The organism is Falsiroseomonas oleicola, from assembly GCF_019029495.1.
GTDB classification, from domain to species: Bacteria; Pseudomonadota; Alphaproteobacteria; order Acetobacterales; family Acetobacteraceae; genus Falsiroseomonas; species Falsiroseomonas oleicola.
Genome location: NZ_JAERQM010000001.1, coordinates 972,386 through 992,227 on the forward strand (window position 1 = coordinate 972,386; position 19,842 = coordinate 992,227).

Consider the following 19,842-nt stretch of genomic DNA (forward strand, 5'->3'; position numbering starts at 1 on the left):
GGTCAGTCAATCTCTTGTGCCTACGGCATCAAAAAATTACCTAGCTAAGGCTTTGGATCGATGGCGGGGTGAGCTAGGTCACGAAGCATTTTGTTAATTATGCCCGAAAAATCCTTCCCCCCACCCCCCTCCTCCACAAACCGCCGGTAAAGATCCAGCGCCTTCTCCCCCACCTCCAACCTCACCCCCGCCGCCTGCGCCGCCCCCACCGCCAGCCCCAGATCCTTCAGCATCAGATCCGCCGCAAACCCCGGCACATAATCCCGATTGGCCGGGCTCCCCGGCACCGGCCCCGGCACGGGGCAATAGGTCGTCAGGCTCCAGCTCTGGCCGGAGGATTGCGAAGCCACATCGAACAGCGCCTGGTGCGAAAGCCCCAGCCGCTCGGCCAGCACAAAGGCCTCCGCCGTCACGATCATGGTAGCCGCGAGCATCATGTTGTTGCAGGCCTTGGCCGCCTGGCCCGCGCCCACCTCCCCGCAATGGATCGCGGCGCGGCCCATCTGGCGCAGCACGGGTTCCACGCTGGCGAAGGCGGCCGCTGGGCCGCCGACCATGAAGGTCAGGGTCCCCGCCTCCGCCCCCATCACCCCGCCGGAAACCGGCGCGTCCAGGAAGGCGCGGCCGCAGGCTGCGGCCACGGCGCGGGCCGTCGCCACATCGATGGTGGAGCAATCCACCAGCACGGCGTCCGGCCGGCTCGCCGCCGCCATGCCACCCAGCCAGGCCTCCCGCACATGGGCGCCGGCCGGCAGCATGGTGAAGACGATGTCGGCGCCCGTGGCCGCCGCCGCGCCGCTCTCCGCGGCTTCGGCCCCCGGCACGGCGGCGATGGCGGCGGGGGACAGGTCGAACACCGCCACCTGATGCCCGGCCTTCACCAGGTTCCGCGCCATCGGCGCGCCCATATTGCCCAGGCCCACGAATCCGATGCGCGCCATGGCGGCCCCTCCCCCGTTCGTTCCGGGGGAAAGGCTAGGCCGGCTTCACCCGCGCGTCACCGCTTTCCACCACGAAGCGCCCGCGTTCCTCCAGCGGCGCGCCGGGGCGGGTGATGAAGGGCACGGCGAGGAAGCTTGTCGTGCAGAGGCGGGCGGAGAAGGTGTGGCGGCAATAGCCGCGGCGGTTGTTGTGGAAGGCGATATGCGGGTTCGCCGCCAGCGCCGCCGCCGTGCCGCGCCGTTCCTCGCTGCCATCGCCCTCGCTGCTGATGGAGGTGGCGGTGAATTCGGCGGCGAGCGCCGGCCCCTCCGGCACCGCCGAGACCGTGGCGGCATAGGCGCTGTGCACATCGCCGGAGAGCACGACCGTATTCTCCACGCCCCTGTCGCGCAGCCCGTGCAGCAGGCGCGCGCGGGCGGCCGGGTAGCCATCCCACTTGTCCATGCTGATGGCGCCATTGGGGGAGACTCGGGCGAACATCGGCACCTGCTGCGCCAGCACCTGCCAGGTGGCGCGGCTGTTGGCGGCGCCGTCCAGCAGCCAGCGTTCCTGCGCCGGGCCGAGCATCTGCGCGTCCGGTCGCGCCACCTCCGCGCAGGGCGGTTTCGTGCCGTCGCCGCAGGGCTGGTCGTCGCGCTGGCCGCGCGTGTCCAGCAGATGCAGGCTCACCGTGCCGCCATAGGTCAGGCGGCGATGCGCGGTGATGCGCGGGCCGCGCGGCAAAGCGGAGGCGCGGACGGGCATGTGCTCGTACCAGGCCTGGAAGGCGGCGGCCTTGCGCAGGTCGAAGTCCAGCCCGTGCTCCCCGCGCCCGCCGGTGTCGCCAGCCCAGTTGTTCGCCACCTCATGGTCATCGAAGGTCACCGCGAAGGCATGGGCGGCGGCGGCGGCGGCGAGGTCCGGGTCCTGGCGGTATTGCGCGTGGCGGTCGCGGTAATCCGCGAGGCTCAGCGTCTCCCCGCCCCGATGGCTGCGGATGATGGTGCGGCCGGCGGAAACCGAACCCACCGGGCGGGCGGCGTATTCATAGATGAAGTCGCCATAGTGGAAGACGAGGTCCACCTCCTCCCGCGCGATGTGTTTCCAGGCGGTGAACAACCCGTGTTCGTAGTGCTGGCAGCCGGCGGAGACGATCCGCACGGTGGAATCGGCCTCCATCGGCGGGGCGGTGCGGGCCTGGCCGATTCGGCTGGCCTGGCCGCCGCAGAGGAAGCGGTAGAAATAGGGGCGGGCGGGGCGCAGGCCGGCGACCTCCACATGCAGGCTGTGGGCGGCATCGGGCTGGGCGATGGCGGTGCCCTGGGCGGCGAGGCGACGGAAGCCGGGGTCCTCCGCCACCTGCCAGCCGACCTCCACGGGCAGCGGGTCCAGCCCGCCATCGGGCTGTTCGGGGGTGGGGGCGAGGCGGGTCCAGATCACCAGCCCATCGGGCCGCGGATCGCCGGCGGCGACGCCCAGGCGGAAGGGGTCCTCGGCGAAACGGGGATGGGCCAGGCCGGCCCGGGACGGCCGGGGGTTCAGCGCGGCGAGCCCCGCCAGGGCCAGCGCCCCGCGCAGCAGCCCACGCCGGGACAGATCGGCCAGATGTCGCCGCACCGATGCCATCGCCGCTCCATCTTCCTCCGCCGCAATCGCGGTGTGCCGCCAGTGGCGACGTCGGGCAAGAGGGTGTCATCAGAGATGGGAGAGGTGGTGCATCTGGCCGCTGGCCGGGCGTGTGCGGCTGGCCTATGCAAGCGGGCGATGGCCAATCCGCGCACCCTCCCCCTTTTGTTGCTGCTGGCGCTGGGCGCCTGCCGGCCGAGCTATTCGCCGGACGACTACGCCACGGCGGCGGTGCAGCAGATGAACCGAGTCGAACAGGCGGTCATCATCGGCATACGGCGCGTAACGGTGACGGCGGATGGCAATACGGGTGCTGCGACCGGCGGCGCGGCGGGTGGCATCGTCGGGTCGCAGGCGCCGGGCGGGAACATGGCCGGCGCCATCGGCGCGGTCGGCGGCGCGCTGGTCGGCGGGATCCTGGGCTCGGCGACGGAGCGGGTGGCGGGCAGTACCACTGCCTGGGAATACATCGTCCGCAAGCCGAATGGGGAACTGCTGTCGGTGACGCAGCGGGACGAGGTGGCGATGGCGGTGGGCGAACGGGTGCTGGTGATCGCCGGCGCCCAGGCCCGCATCATCCCGGACTATACGCAGAACGTGCCGGAGGAAGGCGCCGGCCGCGCGCCGACGCCGGGGGCGCCGGCAGCCGCCCGCCCGGCGCAAGCCCGCCCGGTGCCGCCGCCTCCCGCTCCGGCCCCTGCGCCGGACGCCCCCGCCGGTGCCACCCCGCCGGATGGCAGCGCCGCGCCGACCGAGGCTGTGCCCGCGCGCGAGGCCCTGCCGCCCCTGTCCCCGCCATCGGTCGATCCGGCACCCGTAGCCCCGGAGCCGATCACACCGGCCCCTGTCGTGCCGGACCTCGCCGCACCGGACCAGGCGCCACAGGCTCCCGCGAGGCCGGCACCGGCCGCGCCGGAGCCTGCCCCGCCAGCCGCCATGACGCCGTCTCCCCTCGCGCCGGCGCCCGTCGCACCGGCCCCCGGCACGCCAGACGCGGCCCCAGCGGCACCCTGACGCCAACACCCTCTGGCACGCCATTTGCCCTGCCGGGGGCATGACCCGTATCGCGCTTCTCCTCCTGCTGATCCTGCCCCTGGTTCCCGGTCGTGCCGCGCAGGCCGAGCCGGGCCTGCTGTGCCGCGCCGCGATCCAGGCGGCGGAACGCGCCGCCGGCATCCCGCCACATCTGCTGACCGCCATTGCCCGCATGGAATCCGGCCGGCGGGACCCGGAAACGGGCGCCTTCCACCCCTGGCCCTGGACCATCAATGCCGAGGGCCGTGGGCAATTCTTCGCCAGCAAGGCGGCAGCAGTTGCCGGGGTGCAGGCCCTGCAGGCCGGCGGCATGCGCTCGATCGACATCGGCTGCATGCAGGTCAATCTGCGCCACCACCCGGACGCCTTCCCAAGCCTGGAAGCCGCCTTCGACCCGCTGACCAACGCCACCTATGCCGCGCGCTTCCTGACCGAGTTGCATGCCCGCTTCGGCGACTGGAACCGCGCCGTCGCCGCCTACCACTCCCAGACGCCGGAGCGGGGGGAGCCGTATCGGGAGAGGGTGATGGCCGCCTGGGCGCGGGAACAGGGCCAGCCGCATGCGGCACTCCCCACCCCCACCGCAAATACGGCGACCGCCGCCGCCCAGCCCCGGCCAACCGCGCCTACCGCCCCCCGGAATGCCGGCGCCGCGATGCTGTCGAACGGCGCGGAGCGTGCGGCGGTGGTGGCCGCGCCGGCAGGGACGAATGGCCGGGGCCTTGATGCCTATCGGAGCATGCCGGTGCCCATCGCCGGCCGGTCCAGCCGCCTCGGCAGCCTGCTGGCTGCGCGGCGCTGAATAAGAAAGGGGGGCGGCCCAGGATGGACCGCCCCCCTTCTTGGTCGTTCAGGCCGCGGCGCGGCTTTCGTCGGCCGGTGCCGTCCGAACCTCCAGCCCATCCGGGCCGGCGGTCACCAGCAGCCGGGTGCCGTCATGCAGCGTGCCGGCCAGCAGCAGGTCCGCCAGCCTGTCCTGCAGGCTGCGCTGGATCACCCGCTTCAGCGGGCGGGCGCCATAGGCCGGGTCGTAGCCGGCTTCCGCCAGCCATTCCCGCGCCGATTCGTCCAGCTCCAGCGCGATCTTCCGATCCTCCAGCAGCCGGCGCAGGCCACCGAGCTGGATATCGACGATCGAGGCCATGTCCGCCCGGGCCAGACGGCGGAACAGCACCACCTCATCCAGCCGGTTGAGGAATTCCGGCCGGAAGCGTTCCCGCACCGCGCGCATCACGGCCGGCCGCGCCGCCTCGATGTCGCTGGTCTCGGGCAGTTCGGCGATGGCCTGGCTGCCGAGGTTGCTGGTCAGCACGATGATGGTGTTCCGGAAGTCCACCGTGCGGCCCTGGCCATCGGTCAGGCGGCCGTCATCCAGCACCTGCAGCAGGATGTTGAAGACGTCGTCATGCGCCTTCTCCACCTCGTCGAACAGGATGACCTGGTAGGGACGGCGGCGGATGGCCTCGGTCAGCGTGCCGCCTTCCTCGTAGCCGACATAGCCGGGCGGGGCGCCGATCAGCCGCGCGACGGCGTGCTTTTCCATGAATTCGGACATGTCGATCCGGGTCATGGCGCGCTCATCGTCGAACAGGAAATTCGCCAGCGACTTTACCAGTTCCGTCTTGCCGACGCCGGTGGGGCCGAGGAACAGGAAGGAACCGATGGGCCGGTTCGGGTCCTGCAGGCCGGCGCGGGCGCGGCGCACGGCCTTGGCCACCGCCTCCAGCGCCTCCTCCTGGCCCACCACCCGCTTGCGCAGCTGGTCTTCCATCTGAAGCAGCTTGGCGCGCTCGCCTTCCAGCATCTTCTCCACCGGAATGCCGGTCCAGCGGCTGACCACGGCGGCAATCGCCTCCTCCGTCACTGCCTCATTCACCAGCCGCGCATCGCCATCGCCGGCCTCGGCCAGCTTCTTTTCCAACTGCGGGATGACGCCGAAGCGCAGTTCGGAAGCCTTGGCCAGGTCGCCGCGATTCTGCGCCAGGTCGAATTCCGTGCGCGCGTGGTCGAGCTGTTCCTTCAGCTTCTGGCTTTCGACGACGAGCGACTTCTCCGCCGCCCAGCGGGAGGTCATCTCGTTGGAGCGTTCCTCCAGCTCCGAAAGCTCCTTCTCCAGCTTCAGCAGACGGTCGCGGCTGGCGGCGTCGGTCTCCTTGCGCAGCGCCTCGCGCTCGATCTTCAACCGCATCAGGTCGCGGTCGATCGCGTCCAGCTCCTCCGGCTTGCTGTCCACCTGCATGCGCAGGCGGGAGGACGCCTCGTCCATCAGGTCGATGGCCTTGTCCGGCAGGAAGCGGTCGGTGATGTAGCGGTTGGAGAGCGTGGCGGCCGCCACCAGCGCGCCATCCGTGATGCGGACGCCGTGGTGCAGCTCGTACTTCTCCTTGATGCCGCGCAGGATGGAGACGGTGTCGGCCACGGAGGGCTCGCCCACCATCACCGGCTGGAAGCGCCGTGCGAGGGCCGCGTCCTTCTCCACATGCTTGCGGTATTCATCGAGCGTGGTGGCGCCGACGCAATGCAGCTCGCCGCGGGCCAGCGCCGGCTTGATGAGGTTCGACGCATCCATCGCGCCATCCGCCTTGCCCGCGCCGACCAGCGTGTGCATTTCGTCGATGAACAGCACGATGTCGCCGGCGGCCTCCTCGACCTCCTTCAACACGCCCTTCAGCCGCTCCTCGAATTCGCCGCGGTATTTCGCGCCCGCGACCATCGACCCCAGATCGAGCGCCATCACCTTCTTGTTCTTCAGCGCCTCCGGCACGTCGCCGCGCACGATGCGCAGCGCGAGGCCCTCGACGATGGCGGTCTTGCCGACGCCGGGCTCGCCGATCAGCACCGGGTTGTTCTTGGTGCGGCGGGCGAGGACCTGGATGGTGCGACGGATTTCCTCGTCGCGGCCGATCACCGGGTCGAGTTTTCCCTCCTGCGCCAGCGCGGTCAGGTCGCGCGCGTATTTCTTCAGCGCGTCGAACTGGTCCTCGGCGTTCTGGCTGTTCACGGTGCGGCCCTTGCGCAGCGTGGCGACGGCAGCTTCCAGCTTCGCCGCATCGGCATTGGCAGCGCGCAGCGCGCGGCCGGCCTGGCCCTCGCTGGCGGCCAGCGCCACCAGCAGCCGGTCCTGCGCGACAAAACTGTCGCCGGCCTTGGTCGCGGCCTGCTGCGCGGCATCCAGAACCCGCACGATATCCGGCGTGAACTGCGGCTGCCCGGCGCCCGCGCCCTGCACCTTGGGCTGCTTTGCGATCTCGGCATCGACGGACTGCTTGGCCACGGCGGGATCGCCGCCGGCGGCGCGAATCAGTCCGGCAGCCGCGCCCTGTTCGTCGTCCAGCAGCGCCTTGAGCAGATGCTCCGGCGTGACCCGCTGGTGGAATTCGCGAATGGCGATGGTCTGTGCGGCCTGGAGGAAGCCCCGGGCGCGTTCGGTAAATTTCTCGATGTCCATCCTACATGTCCCTCCTGTGAGCGGACGGGCCTCCCTCGCCCCCGGATGGGCAGCGAGGACTCGCCTCTGCCGGTGATGTGGTAAGCGGGGAGGTGACGCTTCAAGGGGGATAATGCATGCGCGTGGAACGGATCACCCGCTACCCGGTCAAGGGTCTGTCGCCGGAGGTGATGGAGGAGGTGGCGCTGACAGCCGGCCAGGGCCTGCCGGAGGATCGCCGCTTCGCCTTCGCCCATGCCGATGCGCCCTTCGACCCCGCGGCCCCGACCTGGCTCCAGAAGCGCCATTTCGCCTGCCTGATGGCGCATGCCCGCGTCGCCCGCATCCGCTCCGCCTGGGATTCCGCCGCCGGCCTTCTGGCCCTGCGGGCAGACGGCATGGCGCCGCTGGATGCCGCGCTTGGCACGGAGGCCGGCCGCGCCGCCGCCGCGGCCTGGATCACCGATTTCATGGGGGAGGAGGCGCGCGGGCCGCTGCGCCTGGCGGAGGCGCCGGGCCATGCCTTCACCGATATCGCCGCCAAGGCGGTCTCCATCATCGGGCTGAATTCGGTGAAGGCGCTGGAGGAGAAGGTAGGCATGGCGCTCGACCCGCTGCGCTTCCGCGCCAATGTCCTGGTCTCCGGCGGCCTGCCCTTCGCCGAGTTCGGCTGGATCGGGAAGGAGATCCTGCTCGGCGGCACCCGGCTGCGCGTGTTCAAGCGCACCCAGCGCTGCGCGGCGACGGAGGTGAACCCGGCGACGGCCGAACGCGATGCCCGCCCACAGCGCTGGCTGCGGGAGCACTTTGGGCACATGGATATGGGCATCTATGCGGAGGTGCTGGAGGGCGGCCGGGTGGCGCTGGGCGATGCGCTGGAGCCGGTGCAGGCGGAACTGCTGGGGTGAGATCGGCAGGCCTCCCCCGTTTCGGGGGGAGGCGGGCCGCTCAGTTGTCGCGCTGCTCGCGCTCCCGCTGGTCGCGGGGTTCCTCCGGACCGTCATCCGAGTCGTTGGAATGGCCGTTGCCATTGCCGTTCGCATGGCCCTGGCCGTTCTGGGCATAGGGGGTCATGGTCATCTCCCCCGGCTCGCCTTGCTGGCCAGCCTCGCCGCCTTCCTGGTCCGGGCCGCCCTGGTAGCGGCGCTGCGGCGGATAGGGCTGGCCGCCCTGCTGCTGCTGGGCCTGGCTCATGGCGTTCAGGATGCGGAAATAATGCTCGGCGTGCTGGAAGTAGCTTTCCGCCATCACCCGGTCGCTGGCGCCGGTCGCATCGCGGCCAAGCTGAAGATACTTCTCGAACAACTGCTGGGCGGTGCCGCGCAGCCGCATATCCGGACCGTTGCTGTCGAAGATATGGTTGCGGTTCATCGGCTGATGGCCACCGCCACCGCCGCCCCCACCGCCGCCGCCACCCTGGCGATACGGCCCACCGCCGCCGCCGCCACCAGCCCCGCCACCATGGCGATTGCCGCCACGGCCGCGCATGCGTTTCATGTTCATCGGTATGGCGTTCGCCGTCTCGCAATCGCGCCGCCGGACTGGGCCAGGCCCTTGCCGGGAACGCGGGATTATCGGGTTGCGTCGTCGCGGCAGGCCAGCATGCGAAAAGGGAACACCCCGCATCGCCGACGCCCGGCCGCTTCTGCCGGCGGTGCCGGGCCGCATTTGCGCCCTGCTCCGCTCTGTCAGCTTAGTCCTCCGAGGCCGGACCGCCAACCGGTTTTTTTGCGAGGCTCAATGCGCGGTCCACCCCGCCCAGATCCGGGCGGCAGGACAGGGGGCGCAGGCCCGCGGTCCTGGCCAGACCCTCGACCGCCGCGCGCTGCCCCTGGCCGAGTTCCAGCACCGCCACGCCGCCCGGTGCCAGCAGCGCCGGCAGCGCGGCCGCCAGAAGTCGGTAGGCGTCCAGCCCATCCGGCCCGCCATCCAGCGCCAGCCCCGGCTCATGCCGCGCCACCTCCGGCATCAACCCGGAAATGGCGGCGGATTCGATATAGGGCGGGTTGGACAGCACCAGGTCGAAGGTCCCGGCCAGCGCTCCGGCCCAGTCCGCGGCCAGGAAGGCGCTGCGCCCGGCAAGGCCGTTGGCTGCCGCATTCGCCGCCGCCAGCGCCGCCGCGGCGGGTTCCCGGTCCACCCCGATGCCGAAGGCGCGCGGCCTTTCGGACAGCACCGCCAGCAGCAGGCAGCCGGTGCCGGTGCCGAGGTCCAGCACCCGCAGCGGCGCCTCCGCATCCGGAAAGGCCGCCAGCGCCGCTTCCACCAGGGATTCCGAGTCGGGGCGCGGGATCAGCGTGGCCGGCGAGACGGCGAGGTCCAGCGTCCAGAACCCCTGCCGGCCGAGGATATGCGCCATCGGCACATGCGCCAGCCGCGCCTTCAGCGCCGCACCGAAGCGGGCCACCGCCTCCGCCGGCACGACCATGCGGGAGTCCCGCAGCAGGGTTTCGGCGGTGACGCCCATGGCATGGCCCAGCAGCAGCCGGGCTTCCAGGCGCGGGCTCTCGATGGCCGCCGCGCGCAGCATCTGGCCGGCCTGGCAGAGGAAGGCGCCGACCGTCTCGCCCGGCTCACAGGCGGTCATTCGCCCTCGGCGGCCAGGCGGGCCGCCTCATCCTCCGCCGTCAGGGCGCCGATGATCTCCTCGAACTCGCCCAGCATAACGCGGTCGATCTTGTGCAGCGTCAGGCCGATGCGGTGGTCGGTCACGCGGCCCTGGGGGAAGTTGTAGGTGCGGATGCGTTCGCTGCGGTCGCCGGTGCCGACCTGGCCCTTGCGGTCGGCGGATCGCACCCCGGCCAGCCGCGCACGCTCCGCCTCATAGAGTCGGGCGCGCAGCACCTTCATGGCCTTGGCCTTGTTCTTGTGCTGCGACTTCTCCTCCTGCATCGCCACCACCACGCCGGAGGGGATGTGGGTGATGCGGACGGCGCTGTCGGTCTTGTTCACATGCTGCCCGCCGGCGCCGGAGGCGCGGTAGGTGTCGATGCGCAGGTCGCCCTCATTGATATGGACGTCGACCTCCTCGGCCTCCGGCAGCACGGCGACGGTGACGGTGGAGGTGTGGATGCGCCCCTGGGTCTCGGTGGCCGGCACCCGCTGCACCCGGTGCACGCCGGATTCGAACTTCAGTTTCGCGAAGACGCCGCGCCCCTCGATGCCCGCGGTCGCGCCCTTCACGCCGCCAAGGTCGCTCGCGTCGTAATCGAGAATCTCGAAGCGCCAGCCCTGGGTGGCGGCGTAGCGCTGATAGGCGCCGAACAGCTCGGCCGCGAACAGCGCCGCCTCGTCGCCGCCGGCGGCAGGACGGATTTCCAGGATGGCGCTGCGGCTGTCCGCCGCATCGCGCGGCAGCAGCATCAGGCGGATTTCGCGCTCGAGCTGCGGCAGGCTGTCGCGGAGCGCATAGAATTCCGGCTCCGCCAGCTCGCGCAGTTCCGGGTCCGAGAGCATCGCCTCCGCCTCGTCCCGCGCCTTCTCGGCGGCGCGGTATTCGGAAACCTTGGCGACCAGCGGTTCAAGCTCCGAAAGCTCCTTGGACAGCGCGCCGACCTGCGCGCCATCCGCGGTGTTCAGCGCATGCCGCACCTCATCCGCCCGGCTGAGCAGCCGGTCGAGTTTTTGGGGGAGGCTCATGGATTGAGTTGCTGATCCGCCCCCCCTCGAGCCACTAACCACTCAGCTATAGGATAGAGGGCTGCAGGCACACGCTCCTGAACCCCGGTCTGTAGATCACGCATAGTCACCGTGCTTGTGGCGATCTCATCACCTCCCAAGACAATGGCAAAGCGCATCTTTTTTTTATTTGCTCGGTCGAACTGACGTTTTACAGAACCTTTATATGCCATGTCACAAGCAATGCCTCCTCGCCGGAGCGCCTGCATGATTTCAATCGCCAAACTCGAGCCACCCTCTGCGGCTATTATCGCCACAGGTGTGGGACCTCTTGGTATATCGTCAAGCAACATGGACAGCCGCTCCACCCCCGCCGCCCAGCCGACGCAGGGGGTGGCCGGGCCGCCCATTTCCTCGACCAGCCCATCATAGCGGCCACCCGCCATGACGGTGCCCTGGGCGCCGAGACGGTCCGTGACGAATTCGAAGGCGGTGTGGCTGTAGTAATCCAGCCCCCGCACGATCCGGGGGTTCTTCCGGGTCGGCACGCCGAGCGTGTCCAGGTGGCGCAGGACGGACTCGAAGAAGGCCGAGGCCTTTTCGGTCAGGAAGGGCTCGATGGTCGGCGCGGTCGCCACAATGCGCCGGTCGCCCTCATCCTTGCTGTCCAGGATGCGCATCGGATTTTTGGCCAGCCGCACCTGGCTGTCGGCCGAAAGCCCGTCCTGATGCGCCGTGAAGTGGGCGACCAGCGCGGCCCGATAGGCGTCGCGGCTTTCCGCATCGCCCAGCGTATTGATCTCCAGCACCACGCCCTCGCTGATGCCGAGATCCACCAAAATGTGCCAGCCGGCGGCGATCACCTCGGCATCCGCCAGCGGCTCCGCCGCGCCCAGCACCTCGGCGCCGATCTGGTGGAACTGGCGGTAGCGTCCCTTCTGGGGGCGCTCGTAGCGGAACATCGGGCCGGCGTAGAACACCTTGCGCGGCAGGTTGGACTGGGTCAGGCCGTTGGAGACCAGGGCGCGGCAGATGCCGGCGGTGTTCTCCGGCCGCAGGGTGATGGAATCGCCGCCGCGATCCTCGAAGGAATACATCTCCTTGGACACGACGTCGGAGGTCTCGCCCAGGCTGCGGGCGAAGACGCCGGTGGCCTCGAAGATCGGCGTCGCCCATTCCTCATAGCCGTAGAGCGCAGTGACGCGCCGGGCGGCCGAGATCACATGATGATGCGCGCGGAAATCCTCGCCGATCAGGTCACGGGTGCCGCGGACGGGCTGGAGCGGAGGGTTTGCCATGGCATGGCGGGTAGAACGGCGCGCGGGCGGCGGCAAGAGGCTGCCACAAGGTGTCACCGCCCGCGCCGGCTCTCCACCCATTCCCGCAGCGCCGCATTGAGCCGCGTCTGGTAGCCGGCGCCATCGCGCGCGAAGTAGTCGAGCAGGTCGGCGTCCAGCCGCAGGGTCACCTGTCGCTTCACCGGCCGCCAGAAGCGGCCGCGCTCCGCGGCGGACCAATCCGTCACCTCCGGCATGTCGGAGGTATCGGGCGGCGTGGCATCGGCGGCCAGGCGCTTGGCTTCCGCCAGCAGGTCCTTGTCAGTGATCTCGTTCATAGGCGCGCCTTTCTGCGGCGGTTGCGCGGCGGGCGGAGATGATGCGACCCGACCCCGCTGGATGAGGCTCCGTATGCACCACCAGCAACAGCGCCGGCAGCGCCGCGACGGGCCGGCCCAGCGTCAGCCAGCGATCGCCATCCGGATGCGGGTCCGGCTGGCTCAGCGCCAAGGGATCTCCAAGCACCAGTACCGCCAAATCGAAGCTGACCCCGTGCTTGGCGCGGTTGGCCGCAGCCTTGCGCGGGTCCCAGACCCAATCCCCCGTCACGACAGAATTGTAGCTACGCGCGCCCTGCGGTTCAAGCTCACTCCGCCGCCTGCGCCGTCTCGGCCGCCGCCGCGGCCTCGGCGTCCTTCGCCGCCTTCATCGCCGTCGCCCGGGCTTCCACCAGCTGCACGATGTGCTCCACCATCTCCTCGGTCTTCACCGTATGGCTGGTCTTGCCCATGCCGTAGACCATGTGCGTGCCCGCGCCGCCGCCGGTCAGGCCGATATCGGTCATCAGCGCCTCCCCCGGCCCGTTCACCACGCAGCCGATGATGCTCAGCGAAATCGGCTGGTCGATATGGGACAGCCGGTCCTCCAGCTTCTCCACCGTGCGGATCACGTCGAATCCCTGCCGGGCGCAGGAGGGGCAGGAGATCACCTTCACGCCGCGATGGCGGATATGCAGCGACTTCAGCAGGTCCCAGCCCACCGAGACTTCTTCTTCCGGCTCCGCGCTCAGCGAAACCCGCAGCGTATCGCCAATGCCGGCCCAGAGCAGGGACCCCAGCCCGATGGCGGACTTCACCGTGCCCGCACGCCGCCCGCCGGCCTCGGTGATGCCGATATGCAGCGGATGGTCGCAGGCCTCCGCCAGTTGCTGATAGGCGGCAACGGCCAGGAAGACGTCGGAGGCCTTCACGCTGATCTTGAAATTATCAAAGCCTTCCTGCAGCAGGTGGTCGGCGTGCCACAGGGCGGATTCCACCAGCGCCTCCGGATTCGGCTCCCCGTATTTCTCCAGCAGGTGCTTCTCAAGCGACCCGGCATTGACGCCGATGCGGATGGAGCAGCCGTGGTCGCGGGCGGCCTGCACCACTTCCTTCACCCGCGCCTTCGACCCGATATTGCCCGGGTTGATGCGCAGGCAGGCGGCGCCGGCCTGGGCGGCCTCGATGGCGCGGCGGTAGTGGAAATGCACATCGGCGACGATCGGGACATTCACCTCCCGCACGATCTCGGCCAGGGCCGCGGTGGCCTCCTCCGTCGGGACGGAGACGCGGACGATGTCGACGCCGGCCAGTTCCGACTTGCGGATCTGGGCGATGGTCGCCGCCGCATCCTCGGTCGGGGTATTGGTCATGGTCTGCACGGTGATCGGGCTATCACCGCCGACCGGGACCTTGCCGACATGGATCAGCCGCGATTTGCGGCGGGTGATCTGCTGATAGGGGCGATAGGCCATGCGGTTTCCCTGCGATCTTCCCAGCGGGCGTCCATCCCGGGCCGGCTCAGCATAGGCGCCCGGCCCGCCCCGTCACAGGGGCGGTCAGCGGGGCCGTTCAGCGCCCGTTGGCGGCCGCGCTGGCCGCCGGGGCACGATTGCGCAGCCGATCCGGCGCGAGCGGAATGTTGCGCCGAACGCCGACCAGACCCTCCAGCACCTCGGAGATGGCGCCGTCCACGACGATGTCCAGACCCTGCGCCCGGCCGGTATCGAGCAGCAGCCCGTCCCGCACCGGCACTGGCCAGGCCTCCCCGGGCCGCAGCACGCGATTCAGCAGCACCTGGCCGCTCCGGCCGTCGCGAACCTGCACCCAGGCGCCTTCCGGGCCTTCGGTCCTGGCGCGCAGCGCCACGCGGGTGCCATCCGGCAACCCTGGTATGACAATCGCGGGGGGTGCCGGCGGCGCGACCGGCGCCGCGGCGACGGGGGCTGGCGGCACCACCGGCGGCGGCGGCGCGACCGGCACCGTGGCGGCCTGGGCCGCGGTATTGGCGCCGGGGGAGGAAGTGGCGGCGATCCCGCCCGGCGGGGGAAGGGCGCCGAGCGGCAGGCTGCCCGCTGGCGGCACGGGGCTGGCCTGCCGCGCCGCCTCCCGCCCCGGAAGCTGGCTGCGGCCCTGCTCCGCCGCGGCCTCAAGCCGCTCCGGCACCGGCGGCACGAAATCCACCGAGCGATTGCCGGTGCCCGAGACATTGTACCAGGCGACATAGGCGCCGATCGCCAGGACCGCGCCCACCACGACCACAGCGCCGGCCGGCACGCCACGCTCCGGCACCGGCTCGGGGAAGACCAGGTTGGTCTTGCCGTTCACCGCCGCGCCGGACAGGTCGCGGAAGCGGCGCACCATTTCATCGGCATCGAGGCCAAGCGCCACCGCATAGGCGCGCACGAAGCCCACGGCATAGGCCGGCCCAGGCAGGTCGCGGACCCGGCCTTCTTCCAGCGCTTCAAGATAGGGACGGCGGATACGCAGCCGCTGCGCCATCTCCTCCACCGAAAGGCCGAGCGAGAGGCGCGAATCGCGCAACTCCTCGCCCACGCGGGCGGCTTCGGCGCCACTGGTGTCGGTGAGACGGGAGGAGCGTTTCATGTCATAGGCCACGGCTGAGACACCTAGCGCGGGGCCATCCAGCCCGCAAACCGATTCCGGCGGGTGCGGCGCGGAATCTCAGCGACGCCGCGCAGCCGCCTGCCAGGACAGGGATTTATACCCGTCGCGCGGCCAGGGCGACGGCCGCCTGTGTGACAAGTTCCTGAACGATTTCGGCCACCGGCTGTTCGCGCGTCACCAGCCCCACGCTCTGCCCGGCCATCAGCGACCCGTTCTCGACATCGCCGTCGATCACGGCACGGCGCAGCGCGCCGGCCCAGAAATGCTCGATCTCCAACTGCGCCGCGCCCTTCTCCACCTCCCCGGCCAGGAAGCGGCGGATGGTCTCGGCCTGGTGCTCCAGGAAGCGCTTGGTGCCGCCATTCTGAAGCGCGCGCACCGGGATCACCGGAAACCGCTCATCAAGCTGGATGGTGGGCAGCGCATCACGCGCAGCGCCACGGACAAAAGCCTTCTTGAAGGCGGGATGGGCGATGGATTCGGTGGCGCAGACGAAGCGCGTGCCGAGCTGCGCGCCGGCCGCCCCCATCTCCAGATAGGACAGGATCGCCTCCCCCCGCCCGATGCCCCCCGCGACGAAGACCGGCACGTCCCGGATATGCGGCAGGATTTCCTGCGCCAGCACGGTGAGCGAGACGGGGCCGATATGGCCGCCGGCCTCGCTGCCCTCGATCACCAGCGCGTCGGCGCCGGAGCGCACCAGCTTCTTGGCCAGCGCGAGCGCCGGGGCGAAGCAGACCACCTTGGCGCCGCCATCCTTGGCCGCCTTGATGGCGGAACCCGGCGGGATTCCGCCGGCGAAGACGATATGGCCGACCTTATGCTCGATGCAGGTCTGCACCAGCTGGTCCAGCCGCGGATGCATCGTGATGAGGTTCACGCCGAACGGCTTGGACGTCAGCGCCTGGGTGGCGACGATTTCCTGCGCGAGCCGGTCGGGCTCCATCGCGCCGCAGGCGATCACCCCGAAGGCCCCGGCATTGGACAGCGCGGCGACCAGGTTGCGCTCGCTGACCCAGGACATCGCGCCGCCCATGATGGCGTAGCGGCTGCCGAAGAAGGCCGCGCCGCGCGCCATCAGCGCGTCGATCCGGGCCAGGGCCTCGGCAGGCGGGGCGACGGGGGCCAGCATGTCCATGGGCTCAGGCCTCGCCGCGCCGGGCGGGTTCGGGCCCGTCCAGGCCATAGGCGGTGTGCAGGGCGCGCACCGCCAGTTCCGTGTAGTCGGCGGAAACCAGCACGCTCACCTTGATCTCGCTGGTCGAGATCACCTGGATGTTGATGCCCTTTTCCGACAGCGTCTTGAACATGGTGGACGCCACGCCCGCATGGGTGCGCATGCCGATGCCGACGACGGAGATCTTGGCGACGTCCGGATCGGCGATCAGCGCCTGGAAGCCGATCGCCTCCTGCTGCTTCTCCAGCAGGTCGCGGGCGCGGGGCAGGTCGGACCGGCCGAGCGTGAAGGTCATGTCCGTGCTGCCATCGGCGCCGATGTTCTGCACGATCATGTCCACATTCACATTGGCCGCCGAAAGCGGGCCGAAGACCGAAGCCGCGATGCCCGGGCGGTCCGGCACGCTGCGAAGCGTCACCTTGGCCTCGTCGCGCGAATAGGCGATGCCGGAGACGATGGGCTGTTCCACGATTTCATCCTCATCCACGACAAGCGAGCCGGGCTTGTCCTCGAAGCTCGAAAGCACCTGCACCCGCACCCGCTGCTTCATGGCGAGTTCCACGGAACGGGTCTGCAACACCTTGGCCCCCACCGAGGCCAGTTCCAGCATTTCCTCATAGGAAATGCGTTCCAGCTTGCGGGCGCGGGGCACGATGCGCGGGTCGGTGGTATAGACGCCATCGACATCGGTGTAGATGTCGCAACGATCCGCCTTGACTGCGGCGGCGATGGCCACCGCCGAAAGGTCGGACCCGCCACGGCCCAGCGTGGTCACCCGGTTGTCCGGGCCGATGCCCTGGAAGCCGGCGACGACCGGCACCTGGCCCATCTGCATCCGCTCGATCAGCAGCGCGCCCTCGATGCTGTCCACCCGCGCCTGGCCATGGGCATTGTCGGTGCGCACCGGCACCTGCCAGCCCTGCCATGACCGGGCATCGACGCCCACCGTCTGCAGGGCGATGGCCAGCAGCCCGATGGTCACCTGTTCGCCGGTCGCCACGACCGTGTCGTATTCCCGCGCATCGTAGAGCGGCGACAGTTCCTGGCACCATTTCACCAGCTGGTTGGTCACGCCGGACATGGCGGAGACCACCACGGCCACCTCATGGCCAGCCTCGACCTCGCGCTTCACGCGCTGCGCGACGTTGCGGATACGGTCGAGATCGGCGACGGAGGTGCCGCCGAACTTCATCACGATGCGGGCCATGCTCGGGTCCGGGGGGTGGGTCCAGATATCTGGCGAGGCAACCCCTGTTGCGCCTCGCCGGGGCGCGGACAGATAACGGGGGGACGGCCGGCGGGCAACCATGACGCAAGGGGATGCAGCCATGACGGACAGCGCGACGGCGAAAAGCGGCACGACGGTGGAGGCCGAGCGCCGCAAATTCGATGCGCTGGCCGGCGAATGGTGGAACCCCGACGGGCCGATGCGCCCGCTGCACCGGATGAACCCGCTGCGCACGGGCTGGATCGCCGACCGCCTCGGCGGGCGCGACCTGACGGGCAGGACCATCCTGGATGTCGGCTGCGGCGCCGGCCTGGCCGCCGAGGCCTTCGCCCGCATGGGCGCGGCCGTCACCGGGCTGGATGCGGCCGGCGCGGCGCTGGAGGCCGCGCGCGCCCATGCCGCCGCCGGCGGGCTTTCCATCGACTACCGCCAGGGCGGGCCGGAGGATCTGCTGGCGCAGGGCCGGCGCTTCGATGCCGTGGTGGCGCTGGAGGTGATCGAGCATGTCGAGGACCGCGCCCAGTTCCTGGCCGCGCTGGCCAGCCTGGCCAAGCCGGGCGCGCCGATCTTCCTCTCCACCCTGAACCGCACCGCGCGGTCCTTCCTGATGGCCAAGCTCGGCGCTGAATATGTGCTGCGGCTGCTGCCGGTGGGCACGCATGACTGGCGCATGTTCATCACGCCCGGGGAGCTGGGCGCGGCCCTGCGCCCGACCGGCTACCGGATCGCGGAGCTGGCGGGGATGACGATGTCGCCGCTGACCGGACAGTGGCGGGAAACGCCGGACCTGTCGGTGAACTACCTGGCCATGGCGCGGCGCTGACCCGGCTTGGACCGTGATGCATTCACTCACGTTCACGCATCACGGTCCAAGCTTTGCTGGATCGCGTGATTCAGACCTTCGGTGCCTTCGCAACTTCGGTCATCACGCTCTTACCCCGGTCAAGGCCCACTTATCCCCCAAAGCGGTGGATGCATCTGGGGATAAGCCGCCGGATGTCCTGTGGGACCCCTTGGGCGACGGCGCCGCGCAGCGATGTTCTTCCTGTGTTCGATCCCACCGATAAAATATTCATTGGCCACGCCATGTATCATCTCGGCCACAGGACAGGTTTTCCACATTCACGGGGGTAAATCTGTGGACAAGCCGACCCATAACTTTCGGCCAGGCGCATGGCTCGTCCCTCTTGACCTGCCGATCCTGTCGAGATGCCAAGGCGACTTGCGCGAGGCCTCGGACAGTTGGGGCATGATATTTCACATGCTCAACGGAGATCGCGCCAATATATTGATTGGTCCGCCTGGTGGCTGGCAGGCGCTCAGCCCGCCGGCGAGGCGTCGAGTTCGCGGACCAGCCATTCGGACTGCGCCTCGGTCAGCTCCTGCGCATACCGGCTCGGCACCGCCTTGTTGCGGTAGGTGAAGGCGAAGCGGCGGACCCAGACGCGCACGGGCCAGTTCGGACAGGCGATGCCGAGATGTGCCTTGATGGCGTCGATCGCCGTATCCATCCGGAAGGCGCAGTCGTCATACTGCAGGTCCAGCCGGTTCGGCAGGTCGGTCCAGACCTGTTGCTCGGCCAGGTAGCCCCGCACCCGGTGGGCCGCATCCTCCAGGGTCACGAATTCGGCGAAGGCCTTTTCCCCCCGGCTGCGCGCCAGCCGGCCGGCATCGAGCAGCGACAGGCAGATGTCGCGCGGATCGCGATGGTTGACATGGGCGGCGACCCGCCCCTCCGCCGCCATCGCCCGATAGGCCGCGACCCAGTCCGGCCCCGGGCTGGCATGGGTCTTCACCACCAGGATGCGCGCGCCCGCCGCCTCGGACAGGGCATGCAGCCCTTCCACCGTCAGCTCCTGCGCGAAATTCACCTTGTGGCCGCCGGGATTCAGCGCGGGCGGCAGCGGCCGTTGCGGGTGGCCGCCCAGCCGCGCCACGCCCTTGGCGAGTTCGAAGGCCAAAGTGGACCCGGATTTGGGAATGCCGAAGCTGAAGACCAACATGCGCTGAATCTATGCCTTCCGGCCGTTCAGCGCCAAATCACGACGTGCCGCGTCAGCCGTCGGCGCGGGGCACCCAGGGCAGGCGGGCGATGTCGATGCCATCCTCGGCCAGGGCCTCGGCCTCGGCCTCCGTCGCCTCGCCATAGATGCCGCGGGCCTCGACCTCCCCATTGTGGATCTTGCGGGCCTCCTCGGCGAAGCCGTCGCCGACATAGTCGCAGGACTTCTCCACCTCGGCCCGCATCCGCTGGAGCATGGCCAGTAACTGGGCCGGGATCGGCCCGGCGGCGACCCGCTGGCCCATGCCGCCCGGCTCCTGCGGCGCCGGCACCGGGGCGGCCGGGGCCTCGATGGGCTTGTTGTCCTCCGCCTTCTCCTCGGGGGGTGGCGCGGCGACCTTCCTGCGGGACTTGCGGACGGCGGGGGCCATCAGCGCGCGGGTCACCTGGCTGCCGCCGCAATGCGGGCATTCCACCAGACCGGCAGCGGCCAGCTTCTCGAAGCCGGCACTGTCCTGGAACCAGCCATCGAATTCATGCGCCGCGCCGCAGCGAAGCTGGTAGTGGATCATGCGGTGAAGCCCAT

At 70.0% G+C, this 19,842-nt stretch carries 19 protein-coding genes; 4 read left to right on the forward strand and 15 right to left on the reverse strand.

Annotation, left to right across the window (positions count from 1 at the left end; all coding sequences use genetic code 11):
* Positions 1 to 44: 44 nt before the first annotated feature.
* Positions 45 to 941, reverse strand: a complete 897-nt coding sequence (mmsB, locus tag JJQ90_RS04590; RefSeq protein WP_216873255.1) for a 3-hydroxyisobutyrate dehydrogenase — start codon at positions 939 to 941, stop codon at positions 45 to 47.
* 34 nt (positions 942 to 975) lie between these two features.
* Positions 976 to 2,547: an alkaline phosphatase D family protein gene (locus tag JJQ90_RS04595; RefSeq protein WP_216873256.1), complete on the reverse strand. Its 1,572-nt coding sequence runs from the start codon at positions 2,545 to 2,547 to the stop codon at positions 976 to 978.
* Between the two features lie 138 nt (positions 2,548 to 2,685).
* Here JJQ90_RS04595 and JJQ90_RS04600 point away from each other — a divergent pair, with 138 nt between their 5' ends.
* Together JJQ90_RS04600 and JJQ90_RS04605 are read left to right on the forward strand one after the other, a co-directional pair.
* Positions 2,686 to 3,561, forward strand: a complete 876-nt coding sequence (locus JJQ90_RS04600; protein ID WP_216873257.1) for an outer membrane lipoprotein — start codon at positions 2,686 to 2,688, stop codon at positions 3,559 to 3,561.
* Positions 3,562 to 3,601: 40 nt separating this feature from the next.
* Complete coding sequence (locus JJQ90_RS04605; protein ID WP_216873258.1) at positions 3,602 to 4,384, forward strand: lytic transglycosylase domain-containing protein; 783 nt, start codon at positions 3,602 to 3,604, stop codon at positions 4,382 to 4,384.
* Between the two features lie 48 nt (positions 4,385 to 4,432).
* Here the strand turns inward: JJQ90_RS04605 and clpB are convergent, their stop codons facing one another.
* Positions 4,433 to 7,030, reverse strand: a complete 2,598-nt coding sequence (clpB, locus tag JJQ90_RS04610) for an ATP-dependent chaperone ClpB (RefSeq protein ID WP_216873259.1) — start codon at positions 7,028 to 7,030, stop codon at positions 4,433 to 4,435.
* 116 nt (positions 7,031 to 7,146) lie between these two features.
* On the opposite strand from clpB, the gene JJQ90_RS04615 reads away from it, so the two are divergent.
* The gene (locus JJQ90_RS04615; RefSeq protein ID WP_216873260.1) at positions 7,147 to 7,917 is read left to right on the forward strand and encodes an MOSC domain-containing protein; all 771 of its coding nucleotides are present in this window, start codon (positions 7,147 to 7,149) and stop codon (positions 7,915 to 7,917) included.
* Positions 7,918 to 7,957: 40 nt separating this feature from the next.
* Here JJQ90_RS04615 and JJQ90_RS04620 read toward each other — a convergent pair whose 3' ends face one another.
* The 10 genes from JJQ90_RS04620 to JJQ90_RS04665 all read right to left on the reverse strand — a co-directional run bounded on the left by JJQ90_RS04620 (position 7,958) and on the right by JJQ90_RS04665 (position 17,233).
* Positions 7,958 to 8,380 (reverse strand): DUF4167 domain-containing protein, encoded by a 423-nt coding sequence (locus JJQ90_RS04620; RefSeq protein WP_230410335.1) that lies wholly within the window; start codon positions 8,378 to 8,380, stop codon positions 7,958 to 7,960.
* Positions 8,381 to 8,702: 322 nt separating this feature from the next.
* Entirely contained in the window at positions 8,703 to 9,596 is an 894-nt protein-coding gene (gene prmC, locus JJQ90_RS04625) for a peptide chain release factor N(5)-glutamine methyltransferase (RefSeq protein ID WP_216873263.1), read from the reverse strand.
* Positions 9,593 to 10,648 carry a peptide chain release factor 1 gene (gene prfA, locus JJQ90_RS04630; RefSeq protein ID WP_216873264.1) on the reverse strand — a complete coding sequence of 352 codons (1,056 nt, stop codon included), beginning with the start codon at positions 10,646 to 10,648 and terminating at the stop codon, positions 9,593 to 9,595. Before prfA ends, prmC begins: the two co-directional genes overlap by 4 nt.
* A complete protein-coding gene (gene hisS, locus JJQ90_RS04635) occupies positions 10,645 to 11,925 on the reverse strand; it encodes a histidine--tRNA ligase (RefSeq protein WP_216873768.1) in 1,281 nt (426 codons plus the stop codon). Before hisS ends, prfA begins: the two co-directional genes overlap by 4 nt.
* A gap of 53 nt (positions 11,926 to 11,978) precedes the next feature.
* Entirely contained in the window at positions 11,979 to 12,242 is a 264-nt protein-coding gene (locus tag JJQ90_RS04640; protein ID WP_216873265.1) for a BrnA antitoxin family protein, read from the reverse strand.
* Positions 12,226 to 12,513, reverse strand: a complete 288-nt coding sequence (locus JJQ90_RS04645; protein ID WP_216873266.1) for a BrnT family toxin — start codon at positions 12,511 to 12,513, stop codon at positions 12,226 to 12,228. The genes JJQ90_RS04640 and JJQ90_RS04645 overlap by 17 nt, the downstream gene beginning before the upstream one ends.
* A 37-nt stretch (positions 12,514 to 12,550) precedes the next feature.
* Positions 12,551 to 13,696, reverse strand: coding sequence for a flavodoxin-dependent (E)-4-hydroxy-3-methylbut-2-enyl-diphosphate synthase (ispG, locus tag JJQ90_RS04650; RefSeq protein WP_216873268.1), 1,146 nt, complete (start codon positions 13,694 to 13,696; stop codon positions 12,551 to 12,553).
* Positions 13,697 to 13,793: 97 nt separating this feature from the next.
* Positions 13,794 to 14,828, reverse strand: coding sequence for a helix-turn-helix domain-containing protein (locus tag JJQ90_RS04655; RefSeq protein WP_216873269.1), 1,035 nt, complete (start codon positions 14,826 to 14,828; stop codon positions 13,794 to 13,796).
* A 115-nt stretch (positions 14,829 to 14,943) separates the two neighbouring features.
* On the reverse strand, positions 14,944 to 15,981 hold the full coding sequence (locus JJQ90_RS04660) for an NAD(P)H-dependent flavin oxidoreductase (protein WP_216873270.1): 1,038 nt from the start codon (positions 15,979 to 15,981) through the stop codon (positions 14,944 to 14,946).
* A gap of 10 nt (positions 15,982 to 15,991) precedes the next feature.
* Entirely contained in the window at positions 15,992 to 17,233 is a 1,242-nt protein-coding gene (locus JJQ90_RS04665; protein WP_216873271.1) for an aspartate kinase, read from the reverse strand.
* A gap of 121 nt (positions 17,234 to 17,354) precedes the next feature.
* Here JJQ90_RS04665 and ubiG point away from each other — a divergent pair, with 121 nt between their 5' ends.
* Positions 17,355 to 18,077, forward strand: coding sequence for a bifunctional 2-polyprenyl-6-hydroxyphenol methylase/3-demethylubiquinol 3-O-methyltransferase UbiG (ubiG, locus tag JJQ90_RS04670; protein WP_216873272.1), 723 nt, complete (start codon positions 17,355 to 17,357; stop codon positions 18,075 to 18,077).
* A 496-nt stretch (positions 18,078 to 18,573) separates the two neighbouring features.
* On the opposite strand, the gene JJQ90_RS04675 is transcribed toward ubiG, so the two are convergent.
* Complete coding sequence (locus JJQ90_RS04675) at positions 18,574 to 19,257, reverse strand: hypothetical protein (protein ID WP_216873273.1); 684 nt, start codon at positions 19,255 to 19,257, stop codon at positions 18,574 to 18,576.
* A 52-nt stretch (positions 19,258 to 19,309) separates the two neighbouring features.
* Positions 19,310 to 19,828 carry a DUF1178 family protein gene (locus JJQ90_RS04680; RefSeq protein ID WP_216873275.1) on the reverse strand — a complete coding sequence of 173 codons (519 nt, stop codon included), beginning with the start codon at positions 19,826 to 19,828 and terminating at the stop codon, positions 19,310 to 19,312.
* Positions 19,829 to 19,842: the final 14 nt, after the last annotated feature.